Source organism: Rhizobium sp. 01N48, from assembly GCF_056399145.1.
In genome coordinates, this window is record NZ_JBFTQT010000002.1 from 79965 (window position 1) to 99039 (window position 19075).

Genomic DNA, 19075 nt, shown 5'->3' on the forward strand with positions numbered 1-19075 from the left:
GGGGCAAGACGCGGGGACCCTGATAGCACTGCCGAAGGGTCCGAGCGACTCCCTCCGCCAGCATTATCTGGTTCAGGTTCAAAGGGTACTTCTCAGTCTGCCGTCGGCAAACGCCCCTGTCTCTCAATGGGCCTGTTTTGTCAGAGAAGCCGACCGCTGTCACGCGCTAAAATGACAGGAGCCCAGAGCTGGCAATCGGCCTCCGATCAGGCGCCGTTCTCCTTGATCGCCTCCATCGCAACGAAGGTCGATGTGTTGGCGACGAAGGGGAGGCTGGAGATCTTTTCGCCCAGAACGAGGCGATAATTGGCGATATCGGACGTACGTATCTTCAGGAGATAATCGAATGCGCCGGCGATCATGTGGCACTCCTCCACCTCCTGCAGCTTACGGACGGCAACGTTGAAAGCGTTCAGCGCGTTCTCCCTGGTGTCGGAGAGTTTCACCTCGGTAAACGCCACATGGTTGCGGCCGAGCTTGTTGACGTCGATGATGGCGCGGAAGCCGAGAATGTAGCCATCCTCGATCAGCCGCTTGAGCCTGACCTGGCAGGGCGTGTTGGACAGACCCACGCGTTTGGCGAGGTCGGTCACAGACATCCTGCCATCGGCGACGAGCGCGTCGAGGATGCGCTGATCGAATTGGTCGATTTCCCTGACATTTCCCGCGCTCGCCACAATAATTTCCTCCAATATGAATATTGAATAGCGAACTAAAGACTAGAACGTTCTAAATCAAGTGAAATTGACTTTTTGAAATCTGCTAACTTCGCGACATCAGCGGATCAGGAGCCCAGCATGGCAATCACCACCGACGCGGCAGCAGTCGAAGTCACAGTAGAGCAGGGCAACGGCTCTGCAAATCCCTTTGATGGATTCGCCACTCCGATCCGAGAACAGAGCGATCTGCGCCGCGCCATCACGGCTGCCTACCGCACGCCGGAGACGATCTGCGTGCCACGCCTGATTGAAGCAGCCGCCCTCCCCGATCACGTCAGGAAAGCCGCTGCCGACACCGCCCGCAAGCTGATCGAGGCCCTGCGCGCCAAGCACAAGGGAACTGGCGTCGAAGGATTGGTGCATGAATATTCGCTCTCCAGCCAGGAGGGCATCGCGCTGATGTGCCTGGCCGAGGCGCTGCTGCGTATCCCCGACACGCCCACGCGCGACGCGCTTATCCGCGACAAGATTTCCGAGGGCGACTGGAAGGCGCATCTCGGCGGCGGCCGCTCGCTCTTCGTCAACGCCGCGACCTGGGGTCTCGTCGTGACAGGCAAGCTGACATCGACGGTCGCCGATCGCAGCCTTTCTGCGGCTCTGACCCGATTGATCGCCCGCTGCGGCGAGCCGGTGATCCGCCGCGGCGTCGACATGGCGATGCGGATGATGGGCGAGCAGTTCGTTACCGGCGAGACCATCGACGAGGCGCTGCAGCGGGCAAAGCCGCTCGAGCAGCGCGGCTTCCGCTACTCCTACGACATGCTGGGCGAAGCCGCGACCACGGGCGCGGACGCGAAACGCTACTACAAGGATTACGAGACCGCGATCCACGCCATCGGCAAGGCGTCTGATCGGCGCGGCATCTATGAAGGCCCGGGCATCTCGATCAAGCTKTCGGCGCTGYAYCCGCGCTACGCACGCACGCAGAGCGCCCGCGTCATGGACGAGTTACTGCCGAAGGTTAAGGCGCTGGCGCTGATCGCCAAGTCCTACGACATCGGCCTCAACATCGACGCCGAGGAGGCCGACCGCCTCGAACTGTCGCTCGACCTTCTGGAAGCGCTCTGCCTCGACCCCGAGCTGGAAGGCTGGAACGGCATGGGCTTTGTCGTCCAGGCCTATGGCAAACGCTGCCCATTCGTGCTTGATTTCATCATCGACCTCGCGCGCCGCGCCGGCCGTCGGATCATGGTGCGCCTCGTCAAGGGCGCCTACTGGGATGCGGAGATCAAGCGGGCGCAGGTCGATGGCCTCGCGGACTTCCCTGTTTTCACCCGCAAGATCTACACCGACGTTTCCTATGTCGCCTGCGCCAGGAAGCTTCTGGCGGCGACCGATGCGGTCTTCCCGCAATTCGCGACCCACAACGCTCAAACGCTGGCAACCATCTACCAGATGGCCGGCTCGGATTATTATGTCGGCAAATACGAGTTCCAGTGCCTGCATGGCATGGGCGAGCCGCTTTATGACGAGGTGGTCGGCCGGCAAAACCTGAACCGCCCCTGCCGCATCTACGCACCCGTCGGCACCCACGAAACGCTGCTTGCCTATCTCGTGCGTCGCCTGCTGGAGAACGGCGCCAACTCCTCCTTCGTCAACCGGATCGCCGATCCAAACGTCTCCATCGACGAACTGATCGCCGACCCGGCCGAGATCGTCTCGAAGATGCCGATCGTCGGCCAGAAGCACGACAAGATCTCGCTCCCCGGCGAACTCTACGGAAGCCGCGTCAACTCCGCCGGCCTCGATCTCTCCAGCGAAACGGTGCTCAACCACCTGTCCCATCTGCTGGGCGAAAGCGCCACCAAGGGCTGGCGCGCGCTGCCCAGCCAAGCGACCGACATCAACGGCGCCCGCGACGTACTCAACCCCGCCGATCATAGGGACGCGGTAGGCCAGGTTCGTGAGGCAACGCCATTCGAAGTCGCAGCAGCAATGCAGGCGGCGAAGGCGGCAGCCGCATCCTGGGCCGTCGTCTCGCCCGCAGACCGTGCGGCGGTGCTCGACAGCGCGGCCGATATCATGCAGACGCGCATGGAGACGCTCCTCGGCCTCATCATCCGCGAAGCCGGAAAGTCGGTGCAAAACGCCATTGCCGAAGTGCGCGAGGCGATCGACTTCCTGCGCTACTACGCCGAACAGGCGCGCCGCACGCTGGGGCCGTCACACGCGCCGCTGGGGCCCGTCGTCTGCATCAGCCCATGGAACTTCCCGCTGGCGATCTTCAGCGGCCAGGTCGCGGCCGCCCTCGTTGCCGGCAACCCAGTTCTCGCGAAGCCCGCCGAGGAAACGCCGCTGATTGCCGCCGAGGCCGTCAGGATCCTGCATGAGGCGGGCATTCCGAAGGATGTCGTGCAGTTGGTTCCGGGCGAAGGTAGCGTCGGTGCGGCCCTTGTCGCGGCGCCGGAGACAGCAGCCGTCATGTTCACCGGCTCGACCGAAGTTGCCCGGCTGATCCAGGCCGAACTCGTCAAGCGCCTGTCGGCCGACGGTAAGCCGATCCCGCTCATCGCGGAAACCGGCGGCCAGAACGCGATGATCGTCGATTCCTCGGCGCTTGCCGAACAGGTCGTGGGCGATGTCATCGCATCGGCCTTCGACAGCGCCGGCCAGCGTTGCTCGGCGCTGCGCATTCTTTGCCTGCAGGACGACGTCGCCGACCGCACGCTGGCGATGCTGAAGGGCGCGCTGCGCGAACTGACGATCGCCAACACCAATCGCCTCTCCGCCGATATCGGCCCCGTCATTACGGCCGACGCGAAGGAAATCATCGAGACCCACGTAAAATCGATGCAGGCGCTTGGCCGCCAGGTGGAACGCATCGAGCTGCCGACAGAGACACAGCAGGGCACATTCGTCGCCCCGACGATCGTGGAGCTCAACAACATCGCCGAACTGAAGCGCGAAGTGTTCGGGCCGGTGCTGCATGTCATCCGCTGGCGCCGGCAGGATCTGGACCGGCTGGTCGATGAGATCAACGCCACGGGCTATGGCCTGACCTTCGGCCTGCACACGCGCCTCGACGAGACGATCGCCCGCGTGACCTCCCGCATCGCGGTCGGCAACGTTTACGTCAACCGCAACGTCATCGGCGCCGTGGTCGGCGTTCAGCCCTTCGGCGGGCGCGGGCTTTCCGGAACTGGCCCGAAGGCCGGCGGACCGCTCTATCTCGGCCGCCTGGTGAATACACCGCCGATCCCGCCTCAGCACAGCTCGGTCTATAGCGATCCCGCGCTTTCGGATTTCGCCAAGTGGCTCGACGAGCGCGAACTGCATGACGAGGCCGAGATGGCCCGCAATCTTGGCAGCCAATCGGCGCTTGGTCTGGAGAGCGAGCTCACCGGCCCCGTCGGCGAGCGCAACATCTACGCGCTGCACTCGCGCGGCACCATCTTCTGCGCACCGGTCTCGGAAGTCGGCCTGCATCGCCAGATCTCATCGGTTCTGGCAACAGGCAACAAGGCATTCATCGAATGCAGTGACAGCCTTCGCAACAGCCTGAAAGGCCTTCCATCGAGCGTATCCCAGCGTATCCACTTCGGCAACGGCAGGAGCACGAGCGAGATTCTCTCGGGCGCGCTCATCGAAGGCGACAGCGCGCGCATTGCCTCGATGCAGCAGGAAATCGCGGCCATGTCCGGCCCGCTGCTCCTGACGCAGGCGGCCTCGACGGCGGAGCTGGAGCGCAATCCCGAAGCCTATTGCCTGAACTGGCTGCTGGAAGAGGTTTCTACCTCAATCAACACCGCTGCCGCCGGCGGCAATGCGAGCCTCATGTCGATCGGCTGATACGCAGCGGCGTTCTTCGAGACAGGGCGTCGGACAAGCAATAGCAGCACTGGCCCTCGCGACGTCGCCACCTTCAGTAGAAAGGTGGCGACCTTGGAATGACTTCTTTGTGAAATGAGCCAAGCCGAGGCAATTCGTTAACACCGCATTAACGATCTCGGCGCTAGCTGATGCGTACTAACAATTCGTATGCGCGCTATTTGGCAAGCTGGATCCGATGTCCATTCTTCAAACTCTAGCATCCAGAAGCGGGCGGCTCGTCAGCCTGGAATTCGGCTCTCGCGATGGTGGCAAGCGCCTGGTAAAGCCACGCCGCAAGGCGCCCACGCCGAGATCGCGCCTGGCGATATTGGGCACCGTGCTTGTGCTTGCCTACGGCGTCATCGGCGGCAAGCTCATCTATTACGGCGTGCACGGCGACAACTCCACCTCCGCCATCCTGCCCAAGCCTTCGTCGGTCGCATCGCGCCCCGATATCCTGGATCGCAACGGAGAGCTGCTTGCGACCGATATCCGCACCGTGTCGATGTTCGCCGAACCGATCAAGATCGTCGACGTCGATGATGCCGTCGAAAAGCTCGCCACCGTTTTTCCCGATCTCGACAAGCGCTCGACATTTCAAAAACTCTCCAACCGTCATTCGCACTTCGCTTGGCTGAAGCGCCAGCTGAGCCCCAAGCAGCAGAGCGAAGTGCTGAAGCTCGGCATTCCCGCCATCGGCTTCCGCCCCGAAGTAAAGCGCTTCTATCCGGGCGGCCGCACCGCTGCGCATATCCTCGGCTATGTCGATATCGACAATCACGGCGTCAGCGGCATGGAGAAATATCTCGACGACCAGGGCCTCTCCGCACTCGCCTCGACGGGCCTCACAATCGCCGGCAGCCTGGAACCGGTGAAGCTCTCCATCGATATCCGCGCGCAGAACGCCGTGCACGACGTGGTGGCCGATGCGATCGGCCGGTATCAGGCGCAATCGGCCGGAGCCGTTATCCTTGATATCTACACCGGCGAGGTGCTCGCCATGGCTTCGGCGCCGGACTTCGATCCGAACGATCCGCAAGCAGATGGCGACAAAGGCTGGCTCAACCGGATGTCGAATGGTACCGACGAGATGGGCTCCGTCTTCAAGACCTTCTCGATCGCAATGGCGATCGACACTGGGAAGATCAAGCTGTCCGATACGTTCGACGCCAGCACACCTCTCCATTACGGCGGCTTCACGATCCACGACGACCGCGACGTGCCGCGGCGCGTGTTGTCGATCCCCGAAATCTTCCGTTACTCGTCAAACGTCGGCACCGCCAAGATGATGGATGTCGTCGGCATGGATATTCAGAAAGACTATCTGACCCGCTTCGGCCTGCTCTCGAAGATGCAGACGGAGCTGCCGGAAGTAAAAGCGCCGAGCCAGCCGAGGGTCTGGAAGAAGATCAACTCCCTCACCGCCGCCTTCGGTCACGGCGTTGCCACGACGCCAATGCAGACGGCAGTCGCCGGCGCGGCTCTTCTGGATGGCGGCGAACTGATCGAGCCGACCTTCCTGCCGCGCACGCGCGAAGAGGCTGCGAAGACCGAGCAAGCCGTCGTCAAGAAGAGCACCAGCGACACCATCCGATATCTCTTCAAGCTGAACGGCGAGCAGGGCACAGGGCGAACCGCCGATGTCCCCGGCTTCCATGTCGGCGGCAAGACCGGGACGGCCAACAAGGTTATCCACGGCGTCTATTCACACAAGCTGAGCTTCAACTCTTTCCTCGCGGGCTTCCCGATGCAAAACCCGCGATACGTGGTTTTGTCATTCGTCGATCAACCGTTGACGGGCTTGCAAAACCTCAACTTCGCCGCCCAAACCGCAGCACCGATGGTGGCCGATATCGTCAAGCGGGTCGGGCCGATACTGGGCGTTCAGCCGGATTTCGGACAGAACCTGTTGGTCGGCTACTGATCGGATGCACTACGCTCCGATCGCCACTATGGGCGGTCGGAAGCCTCTTTGGCAGCGCCTAGACCAGATATTTCTTGAACCAGGCCACAGTCCGTTCCCAGGCGAGCTTGGCGGCGGCTTCGTCGTAGCGCGGGGTCGAGTCGTTGTGAAAGCCGTGGTTCACACCGGGATAGACATAGGCCTCGTAGACTTTCTTGTCCGCCTTGAGCGCCGCCTCATAGGCCGGCCAGCCGTCGGTGATGCCCTTGTCGAGTTCGGCGTAGTGGAGAAGCAGCGGCGCCTTGATGTGCGCGACGCTGTCGGCAGTTGGCTGACGGCCGTAAAACGGCACGGCGGCACCAAGTTCCGGATAGGCAACGGCTGCGGCATTGGCGACGCCGCCACCGTAGCAGAAGCCGGTAATGCCGACCTTGCCTGTGGTCAGGTCGCTCTTCATCAGAAACTCGATCGCGGCAAAGAAGTCGTTCATCAGCTTCTGCGGATCGACCGTCTGCTGCAGTTCGCGGCCCTTCTCATCATTCCCCGGATAGCCACCAACCGACGTCAGGCCATCGGGGGCCAGCGCAATGAAGCCGGCCTTGGCAACGCGGCGCGCAACGTCTTCGATATAGGGGTTGAGCCCCCGGTTTTCATGCACGACAACAACGCCCGGCACCTTCCCCTCGGCCTTCGCCGGGCGAACGAGATAGCCGCGCACAACTCCATTTCCGTTCGGCGAGGGATAGGTGATGTATTCGGCGATGATATCGGGGTCGGTGAACTCCACCTGCGTCGCTAAGGCATAGTTCGGGCTCATCGAGGAGAGGATCGCGGCGGCGGTCAGGCCACCGACGGCGAATTTGCTCGCTCGGTCGAGGAATTCGCGTTTGGTGATCCTGCCATGCGCATAATAATCGTAGAGTTCGAGCAGTTCCTGGGGGAAGTCCTTCGCGGTCAGCCGATTCATGATTGATCCTCCATCCATCCGTTTCGGCGGCAATACTACACGACCGTTTCCGCTCGTCAGTTCAACATTGCGCTACCAGCGGGGCTCAGCGACGCCCCAGCCGATCGAAATACAAGAGCATCGCCAGCCCGATCACGCCGGCAAGCGCGCCGATGAAGGCCGTGCCGGAGTAGCTGCTGACTGCGGTGCCGATGGCAAAGAGCAATGCGCTGAGGCCGGCGCTGATGAAGATGTTGACGGAGATGAGCGCGCTGCCCAATCCCGGACGCTCGGCGATCAGGTCCTGCAGATAGGTGATCGGGATGCTGATCAGCGCAGCCGCGCCAATGCCGCTGATCAGGGTGAGTGAGTAGACATGCCAGGGTGCTGAGGCGAAACCGAGCAGCGTGAGATAGACGACATAGATGCTCGCGCCGATCGCGAGCGCCGTCACATGGCTCATGATCCTTTGCGCCCGCCCCCAGACGATGATGAAGACGACTTCGAGGAAGGCGACAATGCCGATGAGGATGCCGAGATCGGCGACCGTCCCATGCGCCGCTCCGGTGACGATCAGCGGCAGGATGGCGCCGTTGATGTGCAGCGTCGAGCTGATGAGCGCGATGGCGATGACCCGGACAAGCACCGGTGGTGAAACGACCTCGCCCAGCGCCGCGAGATGGGAAAGATGGCGGCTCGCGGCCTTGTCGGTCCCCGCCTGGCGCGGCAGGAAGATGGCGATGAGGCCAAAGCAGACGGCGCAGCCGATGCCGGCGAACAGATAGGCCGGCAGCATGCTTGGCGACCGGGCGAGCAACACGCCAGTCAGGCCGGGAACCAGAACCCAGGAGAGCGACATCATCGCGCGCACACCGGAGTTGACCCTGGCGACGTCGTCGCGCGACATGCCGGTTGTCCTTCGGCGGACATTGCCGAAGAGCAGCGAATTCAGCGAGCCATAGACCGGCAGGAGCAGTAGAGTGCTGACCACGAAGGTCGCCTGATGCGGCAGAATGTAGATCGCACCATAGCCGAGCACGCCAAAGATTGCAGTCGCCAGCATCATGCTACGGTATTCGCCGAGCCGGTCCGCCAGATTGCCGAGCAGGATGCTGACGGTAACGTTGACAGCCGCGGCGGAAAAAATCAGCGCGGAGTAGAGCCCGTTACTCAAGCCCAGTTCACGGATGCCGACGACGGATTGATAGGGAGAGGTGGCGGCACTCGCGACGCCGAACATAAAGAGGGCGAGCATGCTCACCCGGATGGTCGGGTCGCGGAAGACGGCGGGAAGAAAGCGGGTCATGTTCGAATTCGTGGCGGTGGCGGCTGACGCCCGTCTTGGGCGAGCGCGGCCTGGCGGGTCCGGTATAAAACCGAAACCGCCAGGCTGTCGTTATTTTCTATCAGTCGGTCCAGCGCGCCGAGAAGCGCGCTTGCGGGATATAGCTGAAATCGCGATCGAACGGGAATGCAGGCCGCGCGCGGCGGTTGCTGGTGAGCCCCTCGATATCCTGGTTCACCACACCCTGCGTCAGCGCCATCAGGTTCGGATTGGCGATCGGAGCGAGTTCCGGTGAGAGGTAGCCGGATTTGACGACCAGGAGCCGTACGGCCTTCGGATCAAGCCCGAGCAGGGTGAAGTCGGCGATGTTGTGATACGGCCGGCGGCGGGCAGCTAGCACGACGGTGATCCCGCCAACGCGCACGACCGCCTGGCGCTCGGCGGCCACGTCCGTATCGGACAGCAGCACCACCTCCGCCTGCACCTTGGCCGGCGTGCTCGACCCATCGAGGCTGCCGCCGATGGTCAGAGCCAACGTGGCGCCCTGACCGGCGGCAAAGCAGGCCTCGACAGCGGGACGATCCGTAATCCCCGCGATCAGTGCGCCATCGAAGCCGCGCGCGATCAGCGCGTTCAGCACGTCAGCGCGGTCGCCGACGCCGCCACCCGTCGGGTTGTCGGCGGAATCGGCGAGAATGACCGGCGAGGTCTCGGCCTTCTCGGCGATATCAAGCATCTCCGCCAACGGCCCGGTGACGGGACCGAAGCGGAAATCTTCGCGTGCGTTCCAATAGGAAAGCGCGATCTCTTCCGCAGCCTTGGCCGCCGCACCCTTGCTAGTCGCGGTGATGACCGCGCAGGCGGTCGCGCGTGGTTCGTCGGCCCAGACGTAACCGACCATCAGATTGGCATCGAGAACGCCTGCACGCTGATCGAAGACCGGCAGCGCCTCATAAAGCGCCTTCGCCGGCTGGTCTTCCGTCGATGTGCGCTCGCCAGGCCAGAGAACCGGCACCGGAGCCCAGGCAACGCCGGGACGCGTGCCGCTCTTCAAGGCATCGACCAGCATCGACCACGCCCGCACCATGGTTTCACGCACATCGATATGTGGCGCGGTCCTGTAGCCGGCGAAGATGTCGAGCTGATCGATGATCTTCTGGCTGACATTGCCGTGCAGGTCATAGCTCGCAGCAACGACGACATCGGGCCCGACAACAGCGCGCGCGGCCGAAATCCAATCGCCCTCGGCGTCGTCCATGCCCTCGACATTCATCGCGCCATGCATGGCAAGATAGAGCCCATCGAGCGGCAAGGCCGCCTTCAGGAGAGCGAGAAACTCGCTCTTGAAAGCTTCGTAGGCGACGCGGGAGACCGGACCTCCAGGCACGGCGCGCGCATGAAGCAGTGGCAGATGCTCGAAGCCATCAGCCTTCAGAAAGTTGAAATACTCGGCCCCCAAAAGGTCCGCGCCCTTGAGGACGCGAAAATCCTCGACGGCCATCAGCACCGGCGAATAGGTACTGCACTCGGTATGAATTCCGCCAACAGCGATCCGCATCGTCAGCTCCTTAGAGTTTCGGGCTCAGCGGCACGATGGCCGAGAAGCGATCCCAGTTCTTCTTCGCCTTCGGTGTCCAGGCGGCCTCGGCAATGGCCGGCAGGCGCGGGAAGACGAGACGGTTGAAATAGCCGCGCGACAGGAAGTGCTCGGACCAGATGCAGGCCTGAACGCCCTTCATCCTGTCCTTCAGCTCTTCGGGGAAATCGCCTTCGGCTTCATAACCATAGGTGTGGGCCGGCGGCACCGTGCCCGCCCAGCTGGCGCCGGGTTCCTGGAAGGCCTCGGCCTGCACCATATCAAGATAATAGGCCTGGCCGGGGGTCATGACCACCTCGTAGCCTTCCCTGGCGAGCTCGATGCCAACCTGCGGGTTCTCCCAGGCCATCAGCAGCGTATCCTTGGCCGCGACGCCGCCGCCATGGGCGACCTCGTTCCAGCCCGCAAGCTTGCGCCCGCGCGCCGTCAGCATCTCCTTGACGCGCTTCAGGAAGTAGGATTGCAGCGCGAAGGTGCCCTCGATGCCTTCCTGCTCCATCAGTTTCTTGGCAAGCGGCGACGCCAGCCAGGAACCGTTCGCCACCTCGTCGCCGCCAATATGCAGATACTTCGACGGGAAGAGCTCGACCATCTCGTCAAGCACCTTTTCGAGGAAGGTGTAGGTCAGCGGAATGGCGGGGTTCAGCGCATTGTTCGGATAGCCCTGGACAGAATGATAGCTGTCCGGTGCTTCCTGTCCGTCGGTCAGCTCCGGCAGCGCCACCAGCGTCGCCGTGCTGTGGCCAGGGATATCGATCTCGGGAACGACCTCGACGCTCAACGCCAGTGCGTGGGCGACGATCTCGCGGACATCGTCCTGCGAATAGAAACCGCCGACCGGCTCCGCGCCATTGCCGAGCTGCGGCAGAAGCGGTGCGTCCGGTCCGCGCAGCACGCCAGTGGTCGTGAGCTCCGGATAGGCCTTGATCTCCAGGCGCCAGGCTTCGTCATCGGTCAGGTGCCAATGGAAGATATTGAGTTTCAGCCATGCCAGAATGTCGACAAGCCGCTTGATATCGGCTGCCGGATAGAACTGTCGCGAGACGTCGAGATGGCAGCCGCGCCAGCTATAGCGCGGCTTGTCGACGATAGTGCCCGAGATCGGGAAACGGAATGTACCGGGGCGGCTGCGCGCGCCCTCGAGCAGCTGCGCAAGCGACGTCAGGCCATACTGGCGACCGGCGGCGTCCGCATAGGCAAGCGTGATTTCGTCGGCCGAGAAGGTGAGCTTGTAGCCCTCGGCAGGAATCGCGGCATCGGCGGCGAAACGCAGCGCGCGGCCCTGCGGCGACGGCTGCAAATTGAACGGGGCATGCGCGCTTTCGAAGAGGCGACGTACCAGCGAGGTGACCGTGGACATGGCGCGCAGATCATCCGAGGAAGCGCCGGCCGCGGGATAGAGCACGACTGGAAAGCCATCGCCGGGCTTGGCGTCGATTTCGGCCGGCCACGGCTGGAGCGCGAAAGGCAGGTCGAGCTTGCCTTGCGGCAGCAGCACCGGCGGCGGCTCGCTGACGCGGCCCTCCAGGAGGAGATCGGACACGGCGACCGCGACGTGGCTGCCATCGGCAAGCGTCACGTAGGCCGACTTGGCGCCATCGGTGCAGTGCTTGGCCGGGCGGTGCAGACCGCTCACGGTAAAGGTCCAGCCTACACCCGGCGCAATGGAAAGGCCTGTTGGTGGCGCGAACTCGTGGAAATTGGCGTTGCGGCGCATGAAGGTCGCGTTCTCGCAAGCCTTCTTGTCAATCACCCGTGTCAGCGACGTATAGACGATCTTGAAATCCGTAAGCGGCGCATCCGACAGATTGAAAAGGGTAAAGGTGAAGCGACCATTTGGACCGCCGTCCGGCTGCCAGCAGCTCTCCAGACGATAAGGGGCCGTGTCCATAACTGTTCCTCTCAGTATTCTTTTTTTGATCAGTAGTCAGCGGATTGGGAGAAGGTGCGGGCAAGTTCCGCTTGGCCCGCGGTAAGGCCGCAATCGACGGGCAGGCAGACACCGGTGATGCCATTAGCCTGCGCGCTTGCCAGGAAGCCGACCGCATTGGCGACGTCTTTCGGATCGACGACGCGCTGCAGCGGATACCAGCGGCGGGCTTCCTCGAAGACATTGGGATTGGCGGCGGCGCGGGCTTCCCAGGCCTGCGTGCGCACCGTGCCCGGCGCAATCGCGTTCGAGCGGATGCCGAACTTGCCGTATTCGACGGCGACCAGCTTGGTGAAATGCAAAAGGCCGGCCTTGGCGGCACTATAGGCCGGATGGCCGAAGACGTGCATGCCGTTGACGGAGGCGATGTTGACCACCGAGCCCTGCGTCACCTTCAGGAGATCGGCGACGGCGCTGAAGCAGAGGAACGGCGCTTCGAGGTTGAGCGCGTTATCTGCGCGCCAATCCTCCGGCTTCGTCGACTGCAGGCTGACGGCGCGCGCGGCACCCGCATTGTTGACCAGCGTCTTCAGCGCACCGAGCGACGCGGCGGTCTTCGCCATTTCGGCAACGCTATGCTCGCTCGTCACATCGCAGCTGACGGCGACGAAGCGCTCAGCCGAACCCAGCGCACGCGCGGCCTTTTCGGCGGCGGCGCCGTCAATGTCGACAAGCAGGACGACGTCGTGGTCGTCCGCGAGCCGGTTGGCGATGGCACGGCCGATATCGCCCGCAGCGCCGGTCACGATCGCTACCGATTTTGTCATTTCAAGTCCTTTCCTGACATGAAATCCTCAGTCCCCGAGCAGCTGACGGTCATCGCCGTCACGGTGGGCAACGAGTTGTTGTTTGATGCGTCGAAGGGTGACCGCCGCCTGCGGGATGTTGTAGGCGACGAGACTGGCCAGGATGTCGACAGCGGCCAGATAGGCGATGCGCGTCGAGGTCGGCCGGAAGATGTTGTTGCCTTCGGCAAGATCGATCGGGATGACGATGTCCGCGGCCTTGGCGACGAGGCTATCGGCCTGCGTCAGGGCGATGGTCGTGACGCCGGTCTCGCGGGCGAGCGTGAAGGAGCGGACCAGTTCGGTGTTGCGACCCGAAAACGACGAGCCGACGATGACATGCGTCGACTTCGCCGCTGCCGCCAGCATCAGCTGCATGCCGTGATCGGAGCTCGCGGTCACATGTAGGCCGAAACGAAAAAGGCGGTTCTGCAGCTCGCTGGCAATCATCGAGGAATTGCCGCCCGAGCCGAAGGCATAGATCATCCCGGCCTTGGCGATCTTCTCTGCGGCCTGCTCGATGGCGGCAAGGTCAAGCGAGCGATGCAGCAGAAACAACGCATTTTGCGCCTTGGTGATGATGTCCTGGGCGACGTCACCGGGATCGCGGCTCTTCGGCTCGGGCCTGAGATAGCGCATCCCGACATAGGCCGTGCGCGCAAGCTGAACCTTGAAATCGGAAAAGCTTTCGCAGCCGACACGGCGACAGAAGCGGGTTACCGTCGGCGGCGAGACATCTGCCTTCTCCGCCAGCTCGATGATCGAGGCGTTGACGGCGAATTCAAAGTCGTTGAGCAGAATATCCGCGATACGGGTTTCCGACGGCGAAAGCCGGGCCTTCTCTTCCTGCAATGTCGAGAAAATATCCACGCCCGGCTCCCTTAGGTCTATCGCGCTATTTGTCTTTTGCTTTATACGCGACGCAATCAATTTCGACCTTGCAATCGACCATCATCGACGATTGCACACAGGCGCGTGCCGGCGGATGCTCGCCGAAATACTGTTGGTAGATGCCGTTGAAGGTCCAGAAATCGCGGGGATCGTCGAGCCACACGCCGCAGCGCACAACATGCTCAAGGCCGTAGCCGGCCTCTTCAAGGATCGCGATCACGTTCTGGATCGTCTTGTGCGTCTGCGCGACGATATTGCCGTCGATGATCTCGCCATTTTCCATGGCGACCTGGCCCGACACATAGAGCCAGCCGTCGGCTTCGACCGCACGGGCAAACGGCAGCGGCTTTCCGCCTGCGCCGGTCTGAACAGTGCCATAACGCTTGATGGACATTGACCGATCCTTGCAAATTATTTTCGTGATAAGTTGACAAGTGACCATATTAAGCGGAATTTGGCCAGAGAAAAACGTCATTCATGAAAAGAATTTCAATCGGGAACACCATGCGCGATCCTTTCAAGAACCCCTTCCCCGCCTCCGACATTGCCCGGCACTCAATCTGGGAGATGCTCGTTCACCGCGATATCGACGCTTTCCTGGCCGCCGACTGGTCGATGGTCGAGCACGATTTCGTCGAGGACGGCTTCATCGGCATTGACGGTCGCAAGGAAGTGAGCCCCGACAAGTGGCGCCTCGCCTTCCCGACGCTTGCCGCCTATCGCGACGAATGGGTTCGCCAGGCCAAGGATTTCGCGACGCAATCCTTTGCAGAAGACACCCGCACCGCCATTTTCACCACGACCACGCTCGAGGATATCGAGATTGAGGGCGACATGGCGCTGGTACGCAAGAAGTTCGACGGTGGCATCGCCAAGGCCGACGGCAACCGCGACATCATGCAGTGGCAGACCCTTTATTACTGCCGACTGCACGAGGGGCGTTGGAAGATCTCCGGTTTCACCGGCTATCTTCCGAACCCGATGGGTTGATCAACACAAAGGCCGATACATTGCGGATTTTCACGGCGGCTCTCGCAACCGAGACCAATACCTTCTCCCCCATTTGCGTCGATCGGCGCGCTTTCGAGGCGTCGCTCTATGCACCGCCGGGCGAACATCCCGAAACGCCGACGCTCTGCTCCGCGCCGATCACCGTCGGCCGGCGCGTTTGCGCGGAGAAGGGCTGGACGCTGATCGAGGGCACCGCGACCTGGGCGGATCCGGCCGGTCTCGTCAACCGCGCGACCTATGAAGGCCTGCGCGACGAAATCCTCGGACAACTCCGCGCGGCGATGCCGGTCGATGCCGTCGTGCTCGGCCTGCATGGCGCCATGGTCGCCGCCGGTTACGAGGATACGGAAGGCGATACGCTGACGCGCATTCGCGAAATTGTCGGGCCCGATATTCCCGTTTTCGCCGAGCTCGATCCGCACAGCCATCTGACGGCCAAGCGTCTCGCCGCCGCCAATGCCTTCGTCTACTTCAAGGAGTTCCCGCACACGGACTTTGTCGATCGTGCCGAGGATCTGTGGCGCATCGCCGTCGACACGCTGGAGGGCCGTGTAAAACCGGACATGTCCGTCTTCGATTGCCAGATGATCGACGTGTTTCCGACCTCGCGCGATCCGATGCGCTCCTTCGTCGACAAGATCATGCAGATCGAGAAAGACGACCCCGACGTTCTCTCCATCTCCGTGGTCCACGGCTTCATGGCCGGCGACGTACCTGAGATGGGCACCAAGCTGCTGGTCGTCACCAATGACCGCAAGGCCAAGGGCGATGCGCTGGCGCGCGAACTGGGCATGGAACTCTTTTCGAAACGCGGCACCTTCATGATGCCGCAGATCGACGAGAAAGAGGCTGTGTCGCAGGCGCTGGCGGCGACCGCATGGCCCGTCGTGATCGCCGATATGTGGGACAACCCCGGCGGCGGAACAGCCGGCGACGCGACAGTGGTGCTGGGCGAACTCCTGGCGCGCGGCGTCACCGATGTGGCGATCGGCACGATCTGGGACCCGATGGCCGTGCAGATATGCATGGCGGCCGGCGAAGGCGCTGAGATTCCACTGCGCTTCGGTGCCAAGTCCGCGCCGGGCACCGGCAACCCGATCGACGGTCTGGTCAAGGTCATAAAAATAGTGCCGAATGCCGAGATGCGCTTTGGCGAAAGCTTCGCGCCCTTCGGCGATGCGGCACACATCGTGCTCGATGGAATCGATATCATTTTGAACTCGACGCGTGCTCAAAGCTTCGATCCGAGCCTGTTCTCGGTCATGGGCATCGATCCGACGCAGAAGAAGATCCTCGTCATCAAGTCGACGAACCACTTCTACGCCTCATTCTCGAAGATAGCGTCCGAAATCATCTATTGCGCTGCCGGCACGCCTTATCCTAACAATCCGGCGAAGACGCCGTATCGGCGGGCGCGCAAGGATATCTGGCCCATGATCGCCGATCCCCACGGCGCTTAACATGGAGTAGCCTCAGATGCACAACAGCCCATTTGCCGTCGTCGCCAAGCCCGGCGACAAGGTCGCGGAACTCTCGACACCTCGGCCGATTATCGACGAAGACCGGATGACGGCCAATATCGCCCGCACGCAGACCTACATGGACGCGCACGGCATCGACTTTCGTCCGCACATCAAGACGCACAAGATCCCAGCGCTGGCTGCCCAGCAGGTGGCGGCGGGCGCCAAGGGCATCAATTGCCAAAAGGTCACCGAGGCCGAAGTTTTCGCCGACGCGGGCTTCGTGGACATCCTCATCACCTTCAACATCATCGGCAGCGCGAAACTCGAGCGTCTCGCGGCGCTGAACGAGCGGATATCCGGGCTGAAGGTGGTCGCGGATAGCGCCTACACCGTCGACGGTCTGGCTACCTATTTTGCTGCGCGCAAGCCGCTTGTGGTGCTGGTCGAGTGCGATACAGGCGCTGGGCGCTGCGGCGTGCAGAAGCCCGCGCAAGCCGTGGCGCTCGCCAAGCACATCGACGCTGCAGCGGGCCTCACCTTTGGCGGGCTGCTGAATTATCCGAAGCCGGGCGCCGCCACCGAGGTCCAGGCCTTTCTTGCGCAAACGCTGAGCTTGCTTGAGGCCGAAGGCATCGCCTGCCCTATCGTCAGCAATGGCGGCTCGCCGAGCCTGTTCGATGCCCATCTGGTTCCCGCCGCCACAGAACACCGGGCCGGCACCTACATCTATAATGACCGCTCCATGGTCCGCGCCGGACATTGCACAGTGGACGACTGCGCCATGCATATTCTCGTCACTGTCGTTTCCCGCCCGACGGGGGATCGCGCCGTTATCGATGCGGGCTCGAAAGCACTGACCTCCGACCTGCTCGGCTTCACGGATTATGGCCAGGTGGTCGGCTATCCGCAGGCGTCGATCACTGGTCTCTCGGAAGAGCACGGCGTGATCGACCTCTCGAAATGCGAGGGGGCTCGGCCGCAGATCGGCGACAAGCTTCTGATCATCCCGAACCACACCTGCGTGGTCTCGAACCTCTTTGACACCATGGTCTTCCATCGCGACGGCGTCGTCACCCGCATCGAGGACGTCGCCGCTCGCGGGCTTGTCTGGTAGTCGCAGCATCGGGTTGGCGGCTGTTCACAGGCCGGTAACGCCGTTGGATAGTCCTCCTTGAAGTTTGCCATATCCGGCGCATCTTATTGATGCGCCAATATTCCGGCGACGTCATGGGAGATCATTCATGAGAGCTTTGATTGCATTGGGAATCGCAGGGAGCCTGGCGTGCATTTCAGCCGCGCAGGCGCCGTCGCAATGGCAGACCTATTCCGGTGTCCGTGTCGATTCCGATCCGACCACTCTGGCCCGCTTCGATCACACCTATCCCTATTGCGAGCAGGAAGCGTTTCGCCGCGGCTCGACCGACGTGAACAGCCTGTGGCACGTGACGGCACTGCGCAATTGTATGTACCGCCACGGAATCGTCGACAGGGGCTCCTACTCGTACCCGGCCAACGCGTTATTCTACAATTTCCTCGATCGCTGATGGCGCGACTGCGCTCGCGATCAGGCGAGCGCAGTCGGGTTCAGCAGATTGAGATCGATATCGGTCAACGCCACATGGCGTTCGAACGCGATTCCAGATTCATCGAAGAGGTGGCAATCCACCGCATTGATGCCGACGAGCATCGGTTGCTCCGGTCGCACGCCGACGCTGCCTGACAGCGTGGCGCAGAAGTTCTCGCCCTCACCATTCAGCGCTGCGTAAGCGACAGTCTGCGCGCCGAGACGCTCGATGACGCTTGGCGTGATGGTGAGCGAGATATCGCCGGATGCAAGCTGGATATGCTCGGGGCGTACGCCCAGGGTCAGCGTCTGGCCGACGACGCCTTCGCGCGGCGTGACCGGCACGGTGAGCGACTGGCCCTTGTATTCTACGGTCACGCTCTTGTCGCCTACGGCGGTGCAGGTGACCGGCAGGAAGTTCATCTTCGGATTGCCGATGAACCCGGCCACGAAGATGTTGGCAGGCTTGTGGTAGAGCTCGAGCGGGGCCCCCGTCTGAGCGATCTCGCCGGCGTTGAGCACCACGATGCGGTCCGCCATCGTCATCGCCTCGACCTGGTCGTGGGTGACGTAGATCATCGTCGCCTTGAGCTGGCGGTGCAGTTTCGCAAGCTCGATGCGCATGTCGGAGCGCAGCGCAGCGTCGAGGTTGGAGAGCGGCTCGTCGAACAGGAAGATCTTCGGCTCGCGCACGATCGCGCGGCCGATCGCCACGCGCTGGCGCTGACCACCGGAAAGCATGCCCGGCTTCTGCTGCAGGCGCTGATCGAGGTGCAGGATGCGGGCCGCGTTTTCGACCTTGGCCTTGAGCTTTTCCTCTTCCATCTTTTCGACGCGCAGCGGAAAGGCAATATTCTCGAAAACGCTCATATGCGGATAGAGCGCGTAGGACTGGAACACCATCGCGATGCCGCGCTTGACCGGCGGCAGATCGTTGACCCTCAGGCCATCGATCACGATGTCACCCGCCGACGTCGCGTCCAGGCCGGCGATCATGCGAAGCAATGTGGATTTGCCGCAGCCGGAGGGGCCGACGAACACGACGAACTCGCCATTGTTCACCTCGAGCTGAACGCTCTTCAGAACCTCGAAGTCGCCGTAAAATTTCTGAACCTTGTTGAGAAATAACTGTCCCAAAACCTGTCTCCGGTCACCGCCACGCGCGGCGCTT

Annotated in this window: 15 protein-coding genes and 1 riboswitch; of the genes, 6 read left to right on the forward strand and 9 right to left on the reverse strand. The window is 62.4% G+C overall.

The genetic code is table 11. The annotated features are described in order from the left end of the window. Positions 1 to 32 precede the first annotated feature (32 nt). Positions 33 to 128, reverse strand: a riboswitch (TPP riboswitch). 78 nt (positions 129 to 206) lie between these two features. Beyond that, positions 207 to 677, reverse strand: coding sequence for an Lrp/AsnC family transcriptional regulator (locus AC1DOG_RS04130; RefSeq protein WP_112818942.1), 471 nt, complete (start codon positions 675 to 677; stop codon positions 207 to 209). A 120-nt stretch (positions 678 to 797) separates the two neighbouring features. On the opposite strand from AC1DOG_RS04130, the gene putA reads away from it, so the two are divergent. Together putA and AC1DOG_RS04140 are read left to right on the forward strand one after the other, a co-directional pair. Further along, positions 798 to 4508 (forward strand): trifunctional transcriptional regulator/proline dehydrogenase/L-glutamate gamma-semialdehyde dehydrogenase, encoded by a 3711-nt coding sequence (gene putA, locus AC1DOG_RS04135; RefSeq protein WP_477926921.1) that lies wholly within the window; start codon positions 798 to 800, stop codon positions 4506 to 4508. Positions 4509 to 4725: 217 nt separating this feature from the next. Beyond that, positions 4726 to 6453: a peptidoglycan D,D-transpeptidase FtsI family protein gene (locus AC1DOG_RS04140; RefSeq protein WP_112973054.1), complete on the forward strand. Its 1728-nt coding sequence runs from the start codon at positions 4726 to 4728 to the stop codon at positions 6451 to 6453. 58 nt (positions 6454 to 6511) lie between these two features. Here the strand turns inward: AC1DOG_RS04140 and yghX are convergent, their stop codons facing one another. From yghX to AC1DOG_RS04175, 7 genes are all read right to left on the reverse strand, one after another. After that, positions 6512 to 7399, reverse strand: coding sequence for a YghX family hydrolase (gene yghX, locus AC1DOG_RS04145; RefSeq protein WP_477926922.1), 888 nt, complete (start codon positions 7397 to 7399; stop codon positions 6512 to 6514). Positions 7400 to 7484: 85 nt separating this feature from the next. Continuing rightward, positions 7485 to 8750: an MFS transporter gene (locus AC1DOG_RS04150; protein WP_477927073.1), complete on the reverse strand. Its 1266-nt coding sequence runs from the start codon at positions 8748 to 8750 to the stop codon at positions 7485 to 7487. Between the two features lie 34 nt (positions 8751 to 8784). After that, entirely contained in the window at positions 8785 to 10221 is a 1437-nt protein-coding gene (locus tag AC1DOG_RS04155) for a M81 family metallopeptidase (protein ID WP_112973051.1), read from the reverse strand. Positions 10222 to 10231: 10 nt separating this feature from the next. Then, complete coding sequence (locus AC1DOG_RS04160; RefSeq protein ID WP_477926923.1) at positions 10232 to 12151, reverse strand: beta-N-acetylhexosaminidase; 1920 nt, start codon at positions 12149 to 12151, stop codon at positions 10232 to 10234. 29 nt (positions 12152 to 12180) lie between these two features. After that, on the reverse strand, positions 12181 to 12957 hold the full coding sequence (locus AC1DOG_RS04165) for an SDR family oxidoreductase (RefSeq protein ID WP_112943514.1): 777 nt from the start codon (positions 12955 to 12957) through the stop codon (positions 12181 to 12183). Between the two features lie 27 nt (positions 12958 to 12984). Then, positions 12985 to 13845: a MurR/RpiR family transcriptional regulator gene (locus tag AC1DOG_RS04170; RefSeq protein ID WP_112943513.1), complete on the reverse strand. Its 861-nt coding sequence runs from the start codon at positions 13843 to 13845 to the stop codon at positions 12985 to 12987. A gap of 25 nt (positions 13846 to 13870) precedes the next feature. Further along, on the reverse strand, positions 13871 to 14260 hold the full coding sequence (locus AC1DOG_RS04175; RefSeq protein ID WP_112424839.1) for a RidA family protein: 390 nt from the start codon (positions 14258 to 14260) through the stop codon (positions 13871 to 13873). A gap of 110 nt (positions 14261 to 14370) precedes the next feature. Here AC1DOG_RS04175 and AC1DOG_RS04180 point away from each other — a divergent pair, with 110 nt between their 5' ends. The 4 genes from AC1DOG_RS04180 to AC1DOG_RS04195 all read left to right on the forward strand — a co-directional run bounded on the left by AC1DOG_RS04180 (position 14371) and on the right by AC1DOG_RS04195 (position 17884). Next, the gene (locus AC1DOG_RS04180) at positions 14371 to 14856 is read left to right on the forward strand and encodes a hypothetical protein (RefSeq protein ID WP_132668591.1); all 486 of its coding nucleotides are present in this window, start codon (positions 14371 to 14373) and stop codon (positions 14854 to 14856) included. A gap of 20 nt (positions 14857 to 14876) precedes the next feature. Then, positions 14877 to 16337 carry a M81 family metallopeptidase gene (locus tag AC1DOG_RS04185; protein ID WP_477926924.1) on the forward strand — a complete coding sequence of 487 codons (1461 nt, stop codon included), beginning with the start codon at positions 14877 to 14879 and terminating at the stop codon, positions 16335 to 16337. A gap of 16 nt (positions 16338 to 16353) precedes the next feature. Then, positions 16354 to 17454 (forward strand): D-TA family PLP-dependent enzyme, encoded by a 1101-nt coding sequence (locus AC1DOG_RS04190; RefSeq protein WP_477926925.1) that lies wholly within the window; start codon positions 16354 to 16356, stop codon positions 17452 to 17454. Positions 17455 to 17581: 127 nt separating this feature from the next. After that, positions 17582 to 17884 carry a hypothetical protein gene (locus AC1DOG_RS04195; RefSeq protein ID WP_477926926.1) on the forward strand — a complete coding sequence of 101 codons (303 nt, stop codon included), beginning with the start codon at positions 17582 to 17584 and terminating at the stop codon, positions 17882 to 17884. A gap of 20 nt (positions 17885 to 17904) precedes the next feature. On the opposite strand, the gene AC1DOG_RS04200 is transcribed toward AC1DOG_RS04195, so the two are convergent. Next, positions 17905 to 19041 (reverse strand): ABC transporter ATP-binding protein, encoded by a 1137-nt coding sequence (locus AC1DOG_RS04200; RefSeq protein ID WP_112943510.1) that lies wholly within the window; start codon positions 19039 to 19041, stop codon positions 17905 to 17907. Positions 19042 to 19075: the final 34 nt, after the last annotated feature.